Consider the following 18,522-nt stretch of genomic DNA (forward strand, 5'->3'; position numbering starts at 1 on the left):
GTCAAGTGACGGAGGCAGTGGCGCCGACGCCACTGCCTCCGTGATACCTCAACGGTCGATGAAGATCCGTCAGACCCCGTTGTTCGTACCGTTGCCCGTGTTCCTGCTCAGAGTCTGCTGGATCTCCGACATCTCGACGATGGGCTCGGCGGCCGGGGCGACCGCCACGCCCTTCGGGGTGCGCCGGCCGCGCCGCTCGATCCAGTTGGCGAGGCCGGACAGGGCCAGGCACATCGCGATGTAGATCGCGCCGACCACGATGACCACCGCGGTGATCGGGTTCTCACCGTTGACGATGATGTTGTTGGCCATGGTGCGGGCGGCGAACAGCAGCTCGCTGTAGGTGATGATGTAGCCGAGCGAGGTGTCCTTCAGGGTCACCACGAGCTGGCTGATCATCGTCGGCAGCATCGCGCGGACGGCCTGCGGGAGCAGCAGCATCGTCATCACCTGGGACTTGCGCAGCCCCAGCGCGTACGCCGCTTCCACCTGGCCGCGCGGTACGGCGTTGATGCCGGCCCGGATGACCTCGGCCTGGACACAGCCGTTGTAGACGGTCAGGCCGATGACGAGCGCCCAGAAGGCGGCGTTCTCGCCGATCGTCCCGAGGCTGTCCTTGTAGGTGAGGAAAAGCACCCACAAGGCGTAGATGGTGATCAGCAGCGGGATGGCGCGGAACAGCTCGATGAAGCCGGTGGCGAACCAGCTGACCGGCTTGTGCTCGGAGAGCCGGGCGACCGCGAGCAGCAGGCCGAGCAGCAGGGAGAGCACTCCGGCGACGGCGAACACCTTCAGGGTGGTGAGCACGCCGTCGCGGATGTTGGCGCGCACGCCCGCGTTGTTGAAGATGTTCCAGACCTCGGGCTTCAGCTGGCCCGTCACGTTCATCCGGTAGAGCGTGAACGCGATCAGACCGAGCACCACGAGGGAGCCGACGATCGTGTAGATCCAGTTGCGCACCTGGGCCTTGGGGCCGGGCGCGTCGTACAGGACGCTCGAACCACTCATCGTGCGACCCCCATGCGGCGCTCGAGCAGCCGGAACAGACCGCTGATGGCGAAGGTGATGATCAGGTAGCCGAGAGCCACCCAGACGAAGATCAGGCCGGCCGCGTAGCCCTTGTCGCTCAGCAGCTTCTGCACGCCGAAGAGCTCGGCGACGCTGAACGCGCCCGCGATGGCGGAGTTCTTGGTCAGCGCGATGAAGATCGAGCTGAGCGGCGGCAGCACGGTGCGGGTGGCCTGCGGCAGGATGATCATGCGCAGGGTCTGCGAGAAGGTCATGCCGATCGACCGGGCGGCCTCGGCCTGGCCCAGCGGCACCGTGTTGATGCCCGACCGCACGGCCTCACAGACGAACGCCGACGTGTAGCAGCCGAGCGCGAGCAGCGCCTTGGTCCACGGGCTGATGCTCAGCCCGAACAGCGGCGGGATGACGAACCAGACGATGAGGAAGAGCAGCGTCAGCGGTGTGTTGCGGAACAGCGTGACCCACGCGGTGCCGAACAGACGCAGTGGGGGGACGGGGGAGACACGGAACCCGGCGATGAGAACGCCGAGCACCATCGCCAGAACTCCGCTGGCCAGGGTCAGCAGGACGGTGCCTATGAACCCCTCGCGGAACTCCGGGAGATAGTCGAGCAATACGTTCACGGGGATGTCCTCGTGGGCGGCGGCGGACGGGCGACTGGTGTCGTGCCACGGGCACACCGCTGGGGTGTGCCCGTGGCACGGACCTGCTCCTCAGGGACTGAAGAGGGCGATCAGTAGCGCTCGAGGGCCGGCGGCTCGGTGTATGCGGAGTTGGACAGGCCGAGCGTCGCGTCGTACGCCTTCTTGTAGTCGCCGTTCTTCTCGTGCGCCTCGAGGGCGTTGTTCACCGCGTCGCGCAGCGCCTTGTCGTCCTTGTTCATGCCGACGCCGTAGGGCTCCTCGGTGAAGGGCTTGCCGACGACGTGCAGCTTGGTCGGACGCTGGGCCGCGTACCCCTTGAGGATGGCGTCGTCGGTGGTGACGGCGTCGACCTCGTTGTTCAGCAGCTGCTGGACGCACTCGGAGTACTTCGACAGCTCGATGGTCCTCGCGCCGTACTTGGGCTTCTTGATCTCCTGCAGCGGGGTCGAGCCCTTGATGGAGCAGACCGTCTTGCCCTTGATCGAGTCGGTGCCGGTGATCTTCTTCGCGTCCGCCGTGCGGACCAGGAGGTCGGCGCCCGCCTTGAAGTACGGGCCGGCGAAGCCGACCTGCTTCTTGCGCTCGTCGTTGATCGTGTACGTGCCGACGTAGAGGTCGACCTCGCCCTTGGAGATGGTGGTCTCACGGACGTTCGAGTCGACCGTCTTGAACTCGATCTGCGACGGCTTGAAACCGAGGTCGGCGGCGACCATCTTGGCGATCTCGATGTCGAAGCCGGACCGCTTGCCGTCGGTGTCCTCGAAGCCGAGGTACGGCTGGTCGTTCTTGGCGCCGATGACGAGCTTGCCGGCCTTCTGGGCCTTCTTCAGGGTCGCCGAGTCGACGCTGACGTTCGAGGCGACCTTGTAGGTGGGCAGCTTCGGCTGGTTCTTGCCGCCGGAGGAGCCGGCCGGCTTGTCACCGGCGTTGCCGGACTCGCCGCCACAGGCGGTGGCGGTCAGGGCGAGGGCGGCGACCGTGGCGGCGATCGCGGCGGACTTGCGGAGCTTCATGGTGAACATCCTTCGTGTCGGCAGAATCGGCAGTCGGAAATCACAACACGCGCGCGCGGGACCTCACTTGAGGGCGCGTGTGCGGCGCGTGTCTAGTGGTGAAGGATCTTCGACAGGAAGTCCTTGGCCCGATCACTGCGCGGATTGCTGAAGAACTGGTCGGGGACGGCCTCCTCGACGATGCGGCCGTCCGCCATGAAGACGACGCGGTTCGCTGCCGAGCGGGCGAAGCCCATCTCGTGCGTGACCACGACCATGGTCATGCCGTCCCGGGCGAGTTGCTGCATCACTTCGAGGACCTCGTTGATCATCTCCGGGTCGAGCGCCGACGTCGGCTCGTCGAAGAGCATCACCTTGGGGTCCATCGCCAACGCCCGTGCGATGGCGACACGCTGCTGCTGGCCGCCGGAGAGCTGCGCGGGGTACTTGTCCGCCTGCGCTCCGACGCCGACCCGGTCGAGGAGCGTGCGGGCCTTCTCCTCGGCCTGGCTCTTGGACACCTTGCGGACCTTGATCTGCCCCAGCGTCACGTTCTCCAGCACCGTCTTGTGCGCGAAGAGGTTGAAGGACTGGAAGACCATGCCCACGTCCGCGCGCAGCTTGGCCAGCTCCTTGCCCTCCTGGGGCAGCGGCTTGCCGTCGATCGAGATGGCGCCGGAATCGATGGTCTCCAGGCGGTTGATCGTGCGGCACAGCGTGGACTTACCGGACCCCGACGGTCCGATGACGACCACGACCTCGCCTCGCGCGATGGTCAGGTCGATGTCCTGGAGCACGTGCAGCGAGCCGAAGTGCTTGTTGACTTGGCTCAGCGCGACCAGCGCGTCGCCCGCGGGGGGAGTGGCGTCCTTGGTCACCGAAACTTCGGTCATCGGGGTCTTGCTCCATCCTCCTCGGTTGCGGAGGACAGTAGTAACCCCGTACGACCAGCGTCATTACATCTGAGGGGAAATTGAGGATAACGATCCGGCCGCAACCGGACACTATGTGTGAAGAGGGCTCGGGTCCGCGTACCGGGTGCATAACGGAACACGGACGTAACCAGAAGTCCCTTGACGCCGTCCTTATATATCGGCGTGGATGCCTTGAGCATCGCGCGGTACGGAATCGCGCGGGCCGACGGACGATGAACCTAAGGGGGCCGGAATGAGACTGCTGCTCGTCGAGGACGACGATCATGTGGCAGCGGCCCTGTCGGCGGTTCTGTCCCGGCACGGCTTCGAGCTGCACCACGCGCGCAACGGCGAGGAGGCGCTGAAGGCGCTCGTCCCGGAGGCCGACGCCTTCGGAGTCGTCCTCCTCGACCTGGGGCTGCCGGACCAGGACGGGTACGAGGTGTGCGGCAAGATCCGCAGGCGGACGTCGACGCCGGTGATCATGGTGACCGCGCGCGCGGACGTACGGTCCCGCATCCACGGGCTCAACCTCGGCGCGGACGACTATGTGGTGAAGCCCTACGACACCGGGGAGCTGCTCGCGCGGATCCACGCCGTCAGCCGGCGCAGCGTGCCGGAGGAGGCCGCGGTGTCCGTCGGCCACGAGGTGCGGTTCGGCGGCGTCGCCATCGATCTGCCCACGCGGCAGGTGACGGTGGACGGGGCCGCGGTCCAGCTCACCCGCAAGGAGTTCGACCTGCTGGCGCTGCTCGCGCAGCGGCCGGGTGTCGTCTTCCGCCGCGAGCAGATCATCTCCGAGGTGTGGCAGACCAGTTGGGAGGGGACCGGACGGACGCTGGAGGTGCATGTGGCGTCCCTGCGCTCCAAGCTGCGCATGCCGGCCCTCATCGAGACCGTGCGCGGCGTCGGGTACCGGCTCGTCGCGCCGGCCGCGTAGCGGACAGGGCCCCGGGTGCGCGCACGGCTGCTTCCGCTGCTCATCGTCCTCATGGCGGGCGTCCTGCTCGCGCTCGGCTTCCCGCTCGCGGTGAGCCTGGCCTCCGCGCAGCAGCAGAAGGTCGTCGTGGACCGCATCGACGACACCGCCCGGTTCGCCTCCCTCGCCCAGTTCGTCACCACCCGCTCCGAGGGCAGCGGCGAGACGGAGAACGACGAGCGGCGGCAGACCCTGCAGAAGGAACTCGCCCGCTACTACGACGTCTACGGCATAAGAGCCGGTGTCTTCTACCGCGACCTGGACGTGCATCCCATGGGGCGCGCGCCCGCCGCGTTCCGGGTGCCGCCCAGCGGTCAGCTGCGGGCCGCCTTCGAGGAAGCGCTCTACTCGCGCGGGAGCCACGATCCGCCGCAGGTGTGGCCGTGGCAGAGCCATGGGCGCATCGTCGTCGCCTCGCCCGTCATCCGCGACGGCGATGTCGTCGCCGTCGTCGTCACGGACTCGCCCACCGCCACGATGCGGGCCAAGACGGTCCGCGGCTGGGCCGTCATCGCGCTGGGCGAGGTGGCCGCGATGCTGCTCGCCGTGGGCGCCGCGCTGCGCCTGACGGGCTGGGTCCTGCGGCCCGTACGCGTCCTCGACGCGACCACGCACGACATCGCCACGGGACGGCTGAAATCACGGGTCGCGGCCGCCGGCGGCCCGCCGGAACTCAGGCGCCTGGCCCGGTCGTTCAACGAGATGGCGGACAACGTCGAGGACGTGCTGGAGCAGCAGCGCGCTTTCGTCGCCGACGCCTCGCACCAGCTGCGCAATCCGCTCGCCGCGCTGATGCTCCGTATCGAGGTGCTGTCCTACGAACTGCCGGAGGGGAACGAGGAGATCGCGTCCGTACAGGCCGAGGGCAAGCGCCTGGCCCGGGTCCTCGACGACCTGCTGGACCTGGCGCTCGCCGAGCACGCGGCCGCCGACCTCCAGCTCACCGACATCGGTGAACTGGCGGCCGAGCGCGTCGAGGCATGGCGGCTGACCGCGCAGGGCAAGGGGGTGCGGCTCGTCGCGGACTGCCCCGCCGCGACCGGTTGGGCCGATCCGGTCGCCCTGTCCAGCGCCCTGGACGCCGTGGTCGACAACGCCCTGAAATTCACCCCGCGGGGCGAGAAGGTCCGGGTCAGCGTCACCGCGAACGGCAGCAGTACCGCCGTCGAGGTCGCCGACGGCGGTCCCGGCCTGCGCGAGGAGGAGCTGTCCCGCATCGGCGACCGCTTCTGGCGCAGCGGCCGTCACCAGAACATCAAGGGCTCGGGCCTCGGCCTGTCGATCTCCCGCGCCCTGCTGACCGCGGGCGGCGGCTCGATCTCCTACGCCCCGCACGAGCCGCACGGCCTGAAGGTCACCCTGCGGGTGCCCCGGACGGCGCCGGGGAGCGAGCCGGGGCACACCTGAGTTCGGCGAGGCCGGGAGACGGCGGGTTCAGGGAGATCCAGGCCGGTGACGCGGGCCGGCCCGTCGTGCGGCGGGCACCTGCTTCAAGACGGTCAGGGCTTCACCTTCCTGACGGCCGGGGCTTCACCTTCCTGACGGTCAGGGCTTCACCGAGCGGTAGTAGCGGCGCGCGCCCTCGTGCAGGGCGAGGGGATCCGTGTAGACCGCCGTGCGCAGGTCCACGAGCTGCGCGGCGTGCACCGTGTTGCCGATGGAGTCGCGGCTGTCGATGACCGTACGGGTCACGGCCTCGGTCAGCTCCGGGTCGGTGCGGTCCGTCGTGACGAGGAGGTTCGCCACCGCCAAAGTGCTGACGGCCTTGCCCTGTTGGGCGTCCGGATAGGTGTCGGCGGGCATCACGGCCGCGCGGTAGTAGCGGGCGGACGCGTCGCTCATGGCGCGCAGGCGGTCGAGCAGGCTGCCCATCTCGACCAGCCGGACCGGGAACTCCTCGGACAGCTCCTGCACGTTGTTGGTGGGCAGACCGCCCGACCAGAAGAACGCGTCTATCTTCCCGGACTTCAGGGCGTCGGCCATGCCACTGATACCGAGGTTGACCGGCACGATGTCCTTGTCGGCGTCGAGATCCGCCGCCGCCAGCACCTTCTCGGCGATCAGCCACACCCCGGAGCGCGGTCCGCCGACGGCGACCTTCTTGCCGCGCAGGTCCGCCACCTTCTCGATGGTGGAGTCCCGGGGCACGACGAGCTGCATGTAGTCGTCGTAGAGACGGGCGCAGCCGCGCAGCCGGTCCGCGCCTGGCCGGTGCTCCTCCTGGTACTTGGCGACGGCGTCGGCGGCGGCGATGGTGAAGTCCGCCCGGCCGGTGGCGACCCGGGTGACGTTGTCCCACGAGCCCTCGCTCTCCTTGAGCGTCACGTCGAGCCGGGGCAGATCGTGGGCCAGCGCCTTGTCGAGGAGCTTGCCGTAGCGCACGTACACGCCGTTCTGCGTGCCCGTGCTGAACGTGACCTCGCCGGACGGTGACTTCTGGCCCAGCGGCAGCAGCCACCACAGCAGCAGCCCGAACACCACGAGCGCCGCCGCGGAGCCGGTGAGGGCGCGGCGGCGGGTCAGCGGGAACGTCCGGAAAGGGGCCTGCGGCATGCCGTGATCCTGCCAGCTGGGGCCGGGGCTGACCAGGGCGGAAGCGTCCGCGGCCTGTCACACCCGGTGACCTGCCCGCCTTCGGTCCGTGATCCCGCATCCGGTTCTCACCGGCGGTGGACGCGGTGGTGACCAGCGGGGTGGGGCACGACGGCGCCGTCGCGGTCGAGGAGGGGCCCTTCCCGACGGTACGGTCGGCCACCGTCACACAACGGACCAGGACCGTGCACCGGACGAGAAGCCGGTTCCACGCCCATGAGACTCGCCGTTCGAGGAGCAGGGCACCGAGGTGCCGCACCTCTCCACCGGGTCAAGACGGTCGCGATCCATTACGGCGCGTAGTAGGTACTACGCAAGCGCGTCATACGCACATCTTCCAGAAAGGAGGCGGATGTTGGCCGACGAGACGATAGGCGTCGTAGGTGCCGGCATCGTGGGCCTCGCGACCGCCCGCGAGATCACCCTGCGCCGCCCCGGTACCCGCGTCGTCGTGTTCGACAAGGAACCCGGCGTCGCACACCACCAGACGGGCCACAACTCCGGCGTCGTGCACGCCGGCATCTACTACACACCCGGCAGCCTCAAGGCGAACCTGACCGTACGGGGCGTGGGCCTGCTGCGCGAGTACTGCCAGGAGCACGGGCTCCCGTACCGCGAGATCGGCAAGCTGGTCATGGCCGTCCGCGAGGACGAACTCGACCGGATGAACGCCCTCTACGAGCGGGCCAGGAACAACCACGTACCCGAGCTGCGCAAGGTCTCGCGCGAGGAGATCGCCGAACTCGAACCGCAGGCCGGCGGCATCGCGGCCCTGCACTCCCCGCGCACCGCGATCACCGACTACCCGGGCATCGCCCGCACGTTCGCCCAGGACATCGAGCGGTCCGGGGGAGAGGTGAAGCTCGGTTTCCGCGTCACCGGCCTCACCGAGGTCCCCGGCGGCATCGAGGTGGCGTCCGCGCGGGAGCGGGTCACGGTCGACCGGCTCGTGCTGTGCGCCGGGCTCCACTCCGACTCCGTGGCCCGGCTCGCGCGGGGCGGGCCCGAACCCCGGATCGTCCCGTTCCGCGGCGAGTACATGCTGCTCAAGCCGGAGCGGGCGGACCTGGTGCGCGGGCTGATCTACCCGGTGCCCGACCCCCGGTACCCGTTCCTCGGCGTGCACTTCACCCCGCGCGTCGACGGCTCGGTCGAGGTCGGCCCGAACGCCGTCCTCGCCCTCGCCCGCGAGGGGTACACCCGCACCCGCGTCTCCCCGAAGGACCTCGTGGGGCTGGCCGCCTACCCCGGCGTCTGGCGCATGGCCGCGAAGCACTGGCGCACCGGCATCAAGGAGTACAAGGGCTCCTTCTCCACGGCCGCCTTCATGAAGGACGCGAAGCTGTACGTCCCCGGGGTCGGCGTCGACGACGTCGTGCGCGGCGGCGCCGGGGTGCGCGCCCAGGCGCTGGACCGCGACGGCACGCTCGTCGACGACTTCCGGCTGCAGCGGGCCGGCCGGATCACGGCCGTGCGCAACGCGCCGTCGCCCGCAGCGACGGCCAGCCTGGCGATCGCCGAGCACATCGTGGACGCGGTCTTCGACGGGTCCTGAGCAGGGGCGGTTCCGGGCGCCGTCCCCGACGCGGCCCGGAACCGCCCCGACCGGCCCCGAACACCCCTTTGTCCTGCGCCCTTTCGCGCGAGAACTGCTGGCGCCCCCAGCTCTGCGCAAGGGCCCGCGACCCGCCTGACGTCGACCTCACCGCACACCCTCCACCGATCGTCGAGGCGACGCCGACCACCTGTTCCGTTCCTCGGATCCGAATGGGGCCAGGGGCGGGAACAAGCCGGACAAGGAGCCAGAAAACCCTTGGACCCCGTCGTCCCGGCCGCGGGACACTTCCCCCTTCGCCGACCCGCGCACCGGCCGGGTCCGGCCTTCCACGAGACGGGGGTGGGAAGTTGGAGACGCCCGGAGAAACGAGCACGGCACCGCGCCGCAGCGCGGTGCTGCTCGCCTGGCGCATCTACATCCGCGAGTTGGTCCGGCAGCGGCGGCTGGCCGTTCCGGCGATGCTGCTGCCCGCGCTGGGCAACATCGGCATCAACTATCTGGCGCCCCTGGTCGTCGCCCATCTCGTCGGGCGCTTCGCGGGGGAGGGCGCGGTCGAGGCCCGGGGCGCGCTGCCGTACGTCGCGGCCTTCGCGGGCGTCCTGCTGCTCTCCGAGACGCTGTGGCGGCTCGGCATCCACTGCCTCAACCGGGTGGACGCCCGGGGCGTCGAGCGGTTGTACGTGTACGGCATGGACGAGCTGTACGCCAAGGACGCCACGTTCTTCCACGACAACTTCGCCGGATCGCTGACCAAGCGGGTCTCCAGCTTCGCCGTCCGTTTCGAGGAGTTCGCCGACACCCTCGTCTTCCAGGTGACCGGAAGCCTGGTCCCGCTGATGTTCGGCTCGGTGGTGCTCTGGACCTACGAACCCTGGCTCGTCGTCGCCCTGCTGGCGATGATCGCCCTCACCGGGGTGACCGTGGCCCCGCTGATCCGCCGCAGGCAGCGGATCGTGGACGCGCGCGAGGCGGCGATCGCCCGGGTGTCCGGCCATGTCGCCGACAGCCTGTCGAACATGGAGACGATCCGGGCGTTCGCCGCCGAGGACCGGGAGGCCGCCGAGCACCGCGTCCGGGTCGCCGAGTCGCAGCGCTGGATGCTCAAGTCGTGGGACTACAGCAACCTGCGCATCGACACGGTCGTCGCCCCGCTGTCCGTGCTCACCAACGCGCTGGGCCTGCTGCTCGCGGTCACGCTCGGCGGCGGACACGGCGTCGAGGGCGTCGTGGTGGCGTTCACGTACTTCTCGAACGCGACGCGGATCATGTTCGACTTCAACCAGATCTACCGCCGCCTGGAGAGCTCGACGACCGAGGCTGCCCAGTTCACGGACCTGCTGATGGTGCCCGCGACCGTCCTCGACCCGCCCGCGCCCCGGCCCGCGCACCCCGCCCGCACCGACGTCCGCTTCGAGAAGGTGACCTTCGCCCACGCGGGCGCGCCCCGGCTCTTCGACGGCCTGGACCTGGAGGTGCCCGGCGGCGCCAAGATCGGCTTCGTCGGCCGGTCCGGCGGCGGCAAGACGACCCTGACCCGGCTGCTCCTGCGCATGTCCGACATCCAGGGCGGCCGGATCCGACTCGGCGGCCAGGACATCAGCCGGCTGCGCCAGCGGGACCTGCGCGAGCTGATCGCGTACGTGCCCCAGACCCCCGCCATGTTCCACCGCAGCCTGCGCGACAACATCGCCTTCGCCCGCCCCGACGCCACCGACGCGGAGATCCGCCGCGCGGCCGAGGCCGCCCACGTCACGGAGTTCGCCGACACCCTGCCGGACGGCTTCGGCACCCTGGTCGGCGAGCGCGGCGTCAAGCTCTCCGGCGGACAGCGCCAGCGCGTGGCCCTGGCCCGCGCCATCCTGCGCGACGCCCCGGTGCTCCTCCTCGACGAGGCGACGAGCGCCCTGGACTCCGAGAGCGAACGGCTCGTGCAGGAGGCCCTGTGGCGCCTCATGGAGGGCCGCACCGCCCTGGTGGTGGCCCACCGCCTGAGCACCGTCGCGGGCATGGACCGCCTCGTCGTCCTGGACCGCGGCCGCGTCGTCGAGCAGGGCACGCACCACGACCTCCTCGCCGCCCGGGGCACCTACGCCAAGCTCTGGCTGCACCAGTCGGGCGGCTTCCTCGTCGACGGCAGCGAGTCCGAGATGGCGGAGGGCGCCGAGGTCAAGCCGTGAGGCGGGGGCCCGGGCGGGCTCGGCGACGGGGGCGTGCCCGCAACGGCCTACCCTTGTGTGCATGACCAGCAGCAGCGACCGGAGCCAGGCAGTGGACGTAGCGGACCCCAAGACGTACGAAGTGTTCACCTACGGGTGCCAGATGAACGTCCACGACTCCGAGCGCCTGTCCGGCCTCCTGGAGAACGCCGGATACGTCCGCGCCCCCGAAGGCTCCGACGGGGACGCCGACGTGGTGGTCTTCAACACCTGCGCGGTACGCGAGAACGCCGACAACAAGCTCTACGGCAACCTCGGCCGGCTCGCCCCGCGCAAGACCTCGCGCCCCGGTATGCAGATCGCCGTGGGCGGCTGCCTCGCGCAGAAGGACCGCGACACCATCGTGAAGAAGGCGCCCTGGGTGGACGTCGTCTTCGGTACGCACAACATCGGCAAGCTGCCCGTCCTCCTGGAGCGCGCCCGCGTCCAGGAGGAGGCGCAGGTCGAGATCGCCGAGTCCCTGGAGGCCTTCCCCTCCACGCTGCCCACTCGCCGCGAGAGCGCCTACGCGGCCTGGGTCTCCATCTCGGTCGGCTGCAACAACACCTGCACCTTCTGCATCGTCCCCGCGCTGCGCGGCAAGGAGAAGGACCGCAGGACCGGCGACATCCTCGCCGAGATCGAGGCCCTGGTCGGCGAGGGCGTCTCCGAGATCACCCTGCTCGGCCAGAACGTCAACGCGTACGGGAGCGACATCGGCGACCGCGAGGCCTTCAGCAAGCTGCTGCGCGCCTGCGGCGAGATCGAGGGCCTGGAGCGGGTCCGCTTCACCTCCCCGCACCCGCGCGACTTCACCGACGACGTGATCGCCGCCATGGCCGAGACGCCGAACGTGATGCCGCAGCTGCACATGCCGATGCAGTCCGGTTCGGACACCGTCCTGAAGGCGATGCGCCGCTCGTACCGCCAGGAGCGCTTCCTCGGCATCATCGAGAAGGTCCGCGCCGCCATCCCGGACGCCGCGATCACCACCGACATCATCGTGGGCTTCCCCGGCGAGACCGAGGAGGACTTCGAGCAGACGATGCACGCCGTGCGCGAGGCCCGCTTCTCCGCCGCCTTCACCTTCCAGTACTCCAAGCGCCCCGGAACCCCCGCCGCGACCATGGAGAACCAGATCCCCAAGGAGGTCGTGCAGGCCCGCTACGAGCGTCTGGTCGCCCTCCAGGAGGAGATCTCCTGGGAGGAGAACAAGAAGCAGGTCGGCCGCACCCTGGAGCTGATGGTCGCCGAGGGCGAGGGCCGCAAGGACGGCTCCACCCACCGCCTCTCCGGCCGCGCCCCCGACAACCGCCTGGTCCACTTCACCAAGCCGGACCAGGAGGTCCGCCCCGGCGACGTGGTCACGGTCGAGATCACCTACGCCGCTCCGCACCACCTCCTGGCCGAGGGCGCGGTCCTCGACGTGCGCCGCACGCGCGCGGGCGACGCCTGGGAGAAGCGCACCAAGGAGACCCAGGACAAGCAGCAGGGCGTCCTCCTCGGCCTGCCCAAGGTGGGCGTCCCCGAGCCGCTGCCGGCGGTCACCGGCGGCTGCGCGGTCGACTGAGGCACGCAGGACGGCGCTGCCACGCGCGGTGCCCGCGCAGTAGGCTGACGATCATGCTTGTCGCCGCCGCCGTCTGCCCCTGCCCGCCGCTGCTCGTGCCGGAGGTCGCCGCAGGGGCCGCCCCGGAACTGGACGCCGCGCGTGCGGCCTGCGACGAGGCGCTGGCCAGGGTCGTCGCCGCGGCGCCGGAGCTGATCGTGGTCGTCGGCGCGGGCACCCGCACCACGTTCCACGAGGCGGGGGCCCGCGGCTCCTTCCGGCCCTTCGGCGTCGACACCGAGGTGGTCCTCGGCCCGCCGCCGGGCGCCCCGGACGCCACGCTGCCGCCGTCCCTCGCGGTCGGCGCCTGGCTGCTCACGCGTGCGGGCTGGAACGGTCCCGTACGCGGCTACGAGGTGGAGGGCGGCCGGTCCTGGCCGGCCAACGGCGAGGACGGGGTGAACCTCGCGGGTCTGGCCGACCGTGTGGGCCTGCTCGTCATGGGCGACGGCACGGCCTGCCGCACGGTCAAGGCCCCCGGCTATCTGGACGAGCGCGCCGAGGGCGTGGACGCGCTGATCGCCGCCGCCCTGCGCGGCCTCGACGCCGACGGCACGCTCGCGCGGCTCGACGCGGACCTGTCCCGCGAGCTGAAGATCTCCGGCCGCGACCCCTGGCAGATCCTCTCGGCGGCCTGGGACGGCGACCGCGGCACCGGCGAGCTGCTCTACGAGGACGCGCCCTACGGAGTCGGCTACTTCGTCGCCTCCTGGGCCTAGGGCCTGTCCGGCGGATCAGGTCGCAGTCGGTCGGCCCGCGCGTTTCTGTGCCGGCGTGCCGGACCCCGCGCCCGCGACAAGATCCGCCGGACAGGCCCTAGGGGGCGTCCGGTCAGGCTGCCGGGGCGGTCAGGACGGTCTCGGCGGCCAGCCACAGATTCCTGATCATCGGATTCGGGTCGCCCTTGCGGCTGACCAGGACGACCTGGCTGGGCGGAGCGTCCTCGATCGGGACGGTGACGATGTCGGGACGCAGTGAGCTGCGCCGATCGCCGACCGGGAGCACGGCGATCGCCCCGCCACTCGCGACGAGTTCGAGCTTGTCCTCGTAGCTCTCGATCGGCGGCACGCCGGCCCCGAGGATCCGGTAGGAAGTCCAGTCCGAGGTCTCGAACGCGCACGGCGCCGCCTCCTCGCCGGCCAGCTCTTCCGCGGTCACCGACGCGCGGGCGGCCAAGGGATGGCCGCGCGGGACCGCGAGCATCCGGGGCTCCTCGTACAGCGGGATGGTGAACACCTCGTCGGCGGCGAACGGCAGCGGGGCCCGGGCGATCAGGGCGTCGACGCCCTTGTCGGACAGCGCCCCGACATCGCGGCAGCTCAGGTACCGGGTGGCGATCTCGGCGTCCGGACAACGACGGCGCAGTTCCCGTACGGCGGCAGTGATCACCAGGTCTTCGACGTAGCCGATGGTGATTCGTTCGGCCTCGGCCTGTTCACGCACGGCCAGCTCGGCCTGGCGGGCGGCCCGCAGCAGGGCCTGGGCCTGGGGGAGGAAGCTCTGGCCGGCCGGAGTGAGCCGGGTGCCCCGGGGTGCGCGGTCCAGCAGCCGTACGCCGAGATACTTCTCGAGCCGTTGGATCTGGCGGCTCAGCGCCGGCTGGGCCACGTGCAGGTCGGCAGCGGCCCGGCCGAAGTGCTGGTGCGCCGCCACCACGGTGAAGTAGCGCACCAGTCGCAGTTCCAAGTCCTGTCCGAGATCGTTCACCCTGCCAGCGTACGTGTCATGCCGTTTCGGAATGAGCAGGTTGCCGAACCGGTCTTGGACGGCCGTGCCGCCCTGGGCCTTGACTGAAGGAGCAACGTTTCCCCAGGAAAGCGACAGGCGCGATGAAGGCGATTCAGTTCCGCGAAGCGGGCGGGCCGGAAGTTCTGCGGTACGACGAGGTGCCGGTTCCCGAGATCGGCCCGGGCGAGGTGCTCGTCCGGGTGCACGCGACGGGCGTCAATCCGCCGGACTGGTACCTGCGTGAGGGGATGAAGGTCATGCCGGCCGAGATGAGGCCGGCGCTGGAGTTCCCTCTGATCCCCGGAACGGACATGTCGGGCGTGGTCCAGGCGGTCGCTCCGGATGTGCGGGGGTTCGCCGTCGGTGACGAGGTCTTCGGCATGCTGCGGTTCCCCGGATTCGACGGCCGGACGTACGCCGAGTACGTGGCCGCACCGGCTTCGGACCTGGCGCACAAGCCGGCCGGTATCGACCACGTGCAGGCGGCCGGGGCGCCGATGGCCGTGCTGACGGCCTGGCAGTATCTGGTTGACCTCGGCCACGACGTTCCGTCTCCTTTCACCGGACAGGTGCACCGACCGGTGCCGATCACGCCAGGGACGACCGTGCTGGTCAACGGGGCCGCCGGTGGAGTGGGCCACTTCGCGGTGCAACTGGCGAAATGGAAGGGAGCACACGTCATCGCGGTGGCCTCGGGCCGGCACGAGCAGTTCCTGCGCAAGCTCGGCGCCGACGAGTTCATCGACTACACCAGGACGCGGGCCGCGGACGTGGTCAGCGGTGTGGACCTGGTGATCGACACCGTCGGGGGCCCGGACAGCTCACGCTTCCTGACCGTGCTCAAGCGCGGCGGCACCATGCTTCCGGTGTTCTTCGCCGAGTACGACCCGGAGGAGACGGCGAGACTGGGCATCACCGTCTCGAACATTCAGGTGCGTTCCCATGGTCCCCAGCTCGCCGAGATCGCGCGCCTGTTCGGCGAGGGCAAGCTCCAGGTCGGGGTGGACAGCACCTACCCGCTGCCCGAAGCGGGCAACGCACACGCGCGAGCCGCGCAGGGCCACATCCAAGGCAAGATCGTGCTGACGGTGGTCTCGTGATCGCCGAACTCCAGCAGGCGGTGGCGAAACGACCCGGGAGGCAGGTCCCAGCCGCGGCCCGCACCGTCCCGGACACGGCGACGGCCGCGAAACCCGAGGGCTTCACGGCCGTCCGCCAGGTGTGACCGGACTACTTGCGAGCGGCCTCGCCGGCCTCGTTGTCGGCCGCCTGCTCCGCCGACTGCTGCTTCGGGATCTCCACGGCGGCCGCCCCGGCCTCGGTGGTCCCACCGGCCTCGGCGGGCTCCTCCGTGTCGGTGGCCCCGGCCTCCGCGGTCCGCGGCTCCTCCGCGGCGTCCGTGGCGGCCTCAGCGGCCTCGGAGGCGGGAGCGGCGTCCGAGGCGCCCTCCGCCTCGGGCTCGGCCGTCAGAGTGGCAGCTCCGCCCTCGGCGGTTGACGTCGCCTCGGTGTCCTTGGCCTTACGGCGAAACATGGCAAAAACGCCCATTACAACTCCATGTGGTACTCGTGCGGGCGAAATCCCGCCCTTCCCGGTGCGTTCCATTGCGTCGCCCGGGTCACCGGTCCGCAAAACCGGCGGCTGGAACCTCGCAACAGGCAACGACCCCGCTCCCGCCCCGTCACGTAGCTCGTTCGAGAAGTGGTGCCGTGGTTTGCGAGACTGGGGCGGTGAGTAGCGCAGCTCCCGCCCCGCGGGTCATCGCCGTCGTCGGTCCCACCGCGGCGGGCAAGTCGGATCTCGGCGTCTTCCTCGCCAAGGAACTCGGCGGCGAAGTCGTCAACGCCGACTCCATGCAGTTGTACCGAGGGATGGACATCGGCACCGCCAAGCTGACGCCCGAGGAGCGCGCCGGGGTCCCGCACCACCTCCTCGACATCTGGGACGTGACGGAGGCGGCCAGCGTCGCCGAGTACCAGAGGCTCGCCCGCGCCGAGATCGACCGCCTCCTCGCCGCGGGCCGCTGGCCCATCCTCGTCGGCGGCTCGGGGCTCTACGTGCGGGGCGCCGTCGACAAGATGGAGTTCCCCGGCACCGACCCCGACGTCCGCGCCCGCCTGGAGGCCGAGCTGGCGGAACACGGCTCCGGCGCGCTGCACGCCCGCCTCGCCGCCGCCGACCCGGAGGCCGCCACCGCGATCCTGCCGAGCAACGGGCGGCGCATCGTGCGTGCCCTCGAAGTCATCGAGATCACCGGAAAGCCCTTCACGGCCAACCTGCCGGGGCATGACTCCGTCTACGACACCGTCCAGATCGGCGTCGACGTCGAGCGGCCCGAACTCGACGAACGCATCACCACGCGCGTGGACCGCATGTGGGACGCCGGTCTCGTCGACGAGGTACGCACGCTGGAGGCCCAGGGCCTGCGCGAGGGGCGTACCGCGTCCCGCGCGCTCGGCTACCAGCAGGTCCTCGCCGCACTCGCCGGAGAGTGCACCGAGGAGGAGGCGCGCACGGAGACCGTCCGTGCCACCAAGCGCTTCGCGCGCCGCCAGGACTCGTGGTTCCGCCGCGACCCACGGGTGCATTGGCTCAGTGGGGCCGTGGCCGATCGCACAGAACTCCCGGCACGCGCAATGGCGTTGGTCGAACGACCGGTTACAGCCTGATCACGTGATGGCATCGGGACGCCCGGGCGGTCATCCAGGCCCCCGCGGCCGTGCCATCATCGACCTCGATCGACCGAGACAGTCCGGAGTGGGAGGGCGCGTGGCGATGGAGGCCGGCCCTCGTGACACCGCACCAGGCGGGGAACAGCTCAGCTCCGACGGACCTGAGACGATCCCGGACGGCGTGATCGCCGACGGGCCCACGCCCGACGAGATCGCCGCGCAGCACGAAGCGGCGGAGGTCGAGGTCGAACTGCGCCCGCAGCGCAGGCTCCGGATCTGGCAGCTCGCCCCCATCGTGATGCTCGCCACCCTCGGCTCCCTGATGTTCGCGTTCCCGCTGTTCTTCGAGTTCGGCGACGGCGGCGCGGTCGTGGCCATGCTGGGGCTGCTGATCAGCTCCTGCGCGGCGGGCTGGGGTCTGATGGCCGCCCGCCGGGTGGGCTACACGCTGCCCGGGCTCCCGCCCCGCGGCTCGGGCCGCTGGCCCGACTGGCGGGTCGTGGGCGCGTACGTGGTCGTGGTGGCCGCCGTGACCGTCCTCGCCGTCTGGCGCGTGGCCCGGCTGCGCTGAGGCGCCCCCTTCCCGCAGCACCCTTTCCCGCCGCACCGCTTCCCGGATCGTCGGACCGATCTCGTACGATCGACGAATGACGACCTTCCTCAAGGGTCACGGGACCGAGAACGACTTCGTGATCATCCCGGACCCGGAGAACGCGATCGAGCTGCCCCCGGCGGCCGTGGCCGCGCTCTGCGACCGCCGCGCCGGCATCGGCGGTGACGGTGTCCTCCACGTCGTGCGCTCCGCCGCCCACCCCGAGGCGCGGCACCTGGCCGACGAGGCCGAGTGGTTCATGGACTACCGCAACGGCGACGGCTCGATCGCCGAGATGTGCGGCAATGGCGTCCGGGTCTTCGCCCGGTACCTCCAGTACGCCGGACACGTCGGTGAGGGCGACCTCGCCGTCGCCACCCGGGGCGGCGTCAAGAAGGTCCACATCGACAAGGAAGGCCTGGTCACGGTCGGTATGGGCCGGGCGACGCTCCCCGAGGGCGATGTCACCGTCACGGTCGACGACCGCTCCTGGCCCGCCCGGAACGTGAACATGGGCAACCCGCACGCCGTCGCCTTCGTGGCCGACCTCGAGCACGCGGGCCGCCTGCTCGACCCGCCGCCGTTCGCCCCGGCCGAGGCCTATCCGCAGGGGGTGAACGTGGAATTCGTCGTCGACCGCGGCCCGGGCCACGTCGCCATGCGCGTGCACGAGCGCGGCTCCGGCGAGACCCGCTCCTGCGGCACCGGCGCCTGCGCGGTGGCCGTCGCCACGGCCCGCCGCGACGCCGTCGACCCCACCGTCACCGGGACCCCGGTGACGTACGAGATCGATGTGCCCGGCGGCCGGCTCACCATCACCGAGCGGCCCGACGGGGAGATCGAGATGACCGGACCGGCCGTGATCGTGGCCCAGGGCGAGATCGACACGGACTGGTTCGCTGCAATCGAAACCGTAAACCCGTGAACCGTCGCTCGAATGGGTGATCCGTTTCACGCTGGGCGAGAGCGGGACTGCGCCACGTGATGGGCTCGGTAGCATCAAGCACCGGTCCGGACG

18 protein-coding genes are annotated in these 18,522 nt (G+C 70.5%); 11 read left to right on the forward strand and 7 right to left on the reverse strand.

Annotated features, from left to right (window positions below; translation table 11 throughout):
* Positions 1-69: 69 nt before the first annotated feature.
* From ABII15_RS28635 to ABII15_RS28650, 4 genes are all read right to left on the reverse strand, one after another.
* Complete coding sequence (locus ABII15_RS28635; protein WP_353945139.1) at positions 70-1,008, reverse strand: amino acid ABC transporter permease; 939 nt, start codon at positions 1,006-1,008, stop codon at positions 70-72.
* Positions 1,005-1,652, reverse strand: a complete 648-nt coding sequence (locus ABII15_RS28640) for an amino acid ABC transporter permease (protein ID WP_353945140.1) — start codon at positions 1,650-1,652, stop codon at positions 1,005-1,007. Before ABII15_RS28640 ends, ABII15_RS28635 begins: the two co-directional genes overlap by 4 nt.
* 110 nt (positions 1,653-1,762) lie before the next feature.
* Positions 1,763-2,686 (reverse strand): glutamate ABC transporter substrate-binding protein, encoded by a 924-nt coding sequence (locus ABII15_RS28645; RefSeq protein WP_353945141.1) that lies wholly within the window; start codon positions 2,684-2,686, stop codon positions 1,763-1,765.
* Between the two features lie 92 nt (positions 2,687-2,778).
* Positions 2,779-3,558 (reverse strand): amino acid ABC transporter ATP-binding protein, encoded by a 780-nt coding sequence (locus ABII15_RS28650; RefSeq protein WP_353945142.1) that lies wholly within the window; start codon positions 3,556-3,558, stop codon positions 2,779-2,781.
* A gap of 274 nt (positions 3,559-3,832) precedes the next feature.
* Between ABII15_RS28650 and ABII15_RS28655 the strand changes: the two genes are divergently transcribed.
* Together ABII15_RS28655 and ABII15_RS28660 are read left to right on the forward strand one after the other, a co-directional pair.
* Positions 3,833-4,519 carry a response regulator transcription factor gene (locus ABII15_RS28655; protein WP_353945143.1) on the forward strand — a complete coding sequence of 229 codons (687 nt, stop codon included), beginning with the start codon at positions 3,833-3,835 and terminating at the stop codon, positions 4,517-4,519.
* A 15-nt stretch (positions 4,520-4,534) separates the two neighbouring features.
* A complete protein-coding gene (locus ABII15_RS28660; RefSeq protein ID WP_353945144.1) occupies positions 4,535-5,965 on the forward strand; it encodes a HAMP domain-containing sensor histidine kinase in 1,431 nt (476 codons plus the stop codon).
* Positions 5,966-6,103: 138 nt separating this feature from the next.
* Here ABII15_RS28660 and ABII15_RS28665 read toward each other — a convergent pair whose 3' ends face one another.
* Positions 6,104-7,111 carry a TAXI family TRAP transporter solute-binding subunit gene (locus tag ABII15_RS28665; RefSeq protein ID WP_353945145.1) on the reverse strand — a complete coding sequence of 336 codons (1,008 nt, stop codon included), beginning with the start codon at positions 7,109-7,111 and terminating at the stop codon, positions 6,104-6,106.
* A 394-nt stretch (positions 7,112-7,505) separates the two neighbouring features.
* On the opposite strand from ABII15_RS28665, the gene lhgO reads away from it, so the two are divergent.
* The 4 genes from lhgO to ABII15_RS28685 all read left to right on the forward strand — a co-directional run bounded on the left by lhgO (position 7,506) and on the right by ABII15_RS28685 (position 13,231).
* Positions 7,506-8,705 (forward strand): L-2-hydroxyglutarate oxidase, encoded by a 1,200-nt coding sequence (gene lhgO / locus ABII15_RS28670; RefSeq protein WP_353947232.1) that lies wholly within the window; start codon positions 7,506-7,508, stop codon positions 8,703-8,705.
* A gap of 395 nt (positions 8,706-9,100) precedes the next feature.
* The gene (locus tag ABII15_RS28675; RefSeq protein ID WP_353947233.1) at positions 9,101-10,885 is read left to right on the forward strand and encodes an ABC transporter ATP-binding protein; all 1,785 of its coding nucleotides are present in this window, start codon (positions 9,101-9,103) and stop codon (positions 10,883-10,885) included.
* A gap of 61 nt (positions 10,886-10,946) precedes the next feature.
* A complete protein-coding gene (miaB, locus tag ABII15_RS28680; RefSeq protein WP_353945146.1) occupies positions 10,947-12,473 on the forward strand; it encodes a tRNA (N6-isopentenyl adenosine(37)-C2)-methylthiotransferase MiaB in 1,527 nt (508 codons plus the stop codon).
* Positions 12,474-12,526: 53 nt separating this feature from the next.
* Positions 12,527-13,231, forward strand: coding sequence for a class III extradiol dioxygenase subunit B-like domain-containing protein (locus ABII15_RS28685; RefSeq protein ID WP_353945147.1), 705 nt, complete (start codon positions 12,527-12,529; stop codon positions 13,229-13,231).
* 112 nt (positions 13,232-13,343) lie between these two features.
* On the opposite strand, the gene ABII15_RS28690 is transcribed toward ABII15_RS28685, so the two are convergent.
* Positions 13,344-14,219, reverse strand: coding sequence for a LysR family transcriptional regulator (locus tag ABII15_RS28690; RefSeq protein ID WP_353945148.1), 876 nt, complete (start codon positions 14,217-14,219; stop codon positions 13,344-13,346).
* A gap of 122 nt (positions 14,220-14,341) precedes the next feature.
* Between ABII15_RS28690 and ABII15_RS28695 the strand changes: the two genes are divergently transcribed.
* Together ABII15_RS28695 and ABII15_RS28700 are read left to right on the forward strand one after the other, a co-directional pair.
* Positions 14,342-15,340: an NADP-dependent oxidoreductase gene (locus ABII15_RS28695; RefSeq protein WP_353945149.1), complete on the forward strand. Its 999-nt coding sequence runs from the start codon at positions 14,342-14,344 to the stop codon at positions 15,338-15,340.
* Positions 15,337-15,465 (forward strand): hypothetical protein, encoded by a 129-nt coding sequence (locus tag ABII15_RS28700; RefSeq protein WP_353945150.1) that lies wholly within the window; start codon positions 15,337-15,339, stop codon positions 15,463-15,465. The genes ABII15_RS28695 and ABII15_RS28700 overlap by 4 nt, the downstream gene beginning before the upstream one ends.
* Before the next feature lie 5 nt (positions 15,466-15,470).
* Here ABII15_RS28700 and ABII15_RS28705 read toward each other — a convergent pair whose 3' ends face one another.
* Complete coding sequence (locus tag ABII15_RS28705; RefSeq protein ID WP_353945151.1) at positions 15,471-15,773, reverse strand: hypothetical protein; 303 nt, start codon at positions 15,771-15,773, stop codon at positions 15,471-15,473.
* Between the two features lie 197 nt (positions 15,774-15,970).
* Here ABII15_RS28705 and miaA point away from each other — a divergent pair, with 197 nt between their 5' ends.
* The 3 genes from miaA (at position 15,971) to dapF (ending at position 18,429) form a co-directional block, all read left to right on the forward strand.
* Positions 15,971-16,909 carry a tRNA (adenosine(37)-N6)-dimethylallyltransferase MiaA gene (miaA, locus tag ABII15_RS28710; protein WP_353945152.1) on the forward strand — a complete coding sequence of 313 codons (939 nt, stop codon included), beginning with the start codon at positions 15,971-15,973 and terminating at the stop codon, positions 16,907-16,909.
* Positions 16,910-17,015: 106 nt separating this feature from the next.
* Positions 17,016-17,483, forward strand: coding sequence for a hypothetical protein (locus tag ABII15_RS28715; protein ID WP_353947234.1), 468 nt, complete (start codon positions 17,016-17,018; stop codon positions 17,481-17,483).
* Positions 17,484-17,559: 76 nt separating this feature from the next.
* Positions 17,560-18,429 carry a diaminopimelate epimerase gene (dapF, locus tag ABII15_RS28720; protein ID WP_353945153.1) on the forward strand — a complete coding sequence of 290 codons (870 nt, stop codon included), beginning with the start codon at positions 17,560-17,562 and terminating at the stop codon, positions 18,427-18,429.
* Positions 18,430-18,522 lie beyond the last annotated feature (93 nt).

Origin of the sequence: Streptomyces sp. HUAS MG91, from assembly GCF_040529335.1 — a bacterium.
Classification (GTDB): domain Bacteria; phylum Actinomycetota; class Actinomycetes; order Streptomycetales; family Streptomycetaceae; genus Streptomyces; species Streptomyces tabacisoli.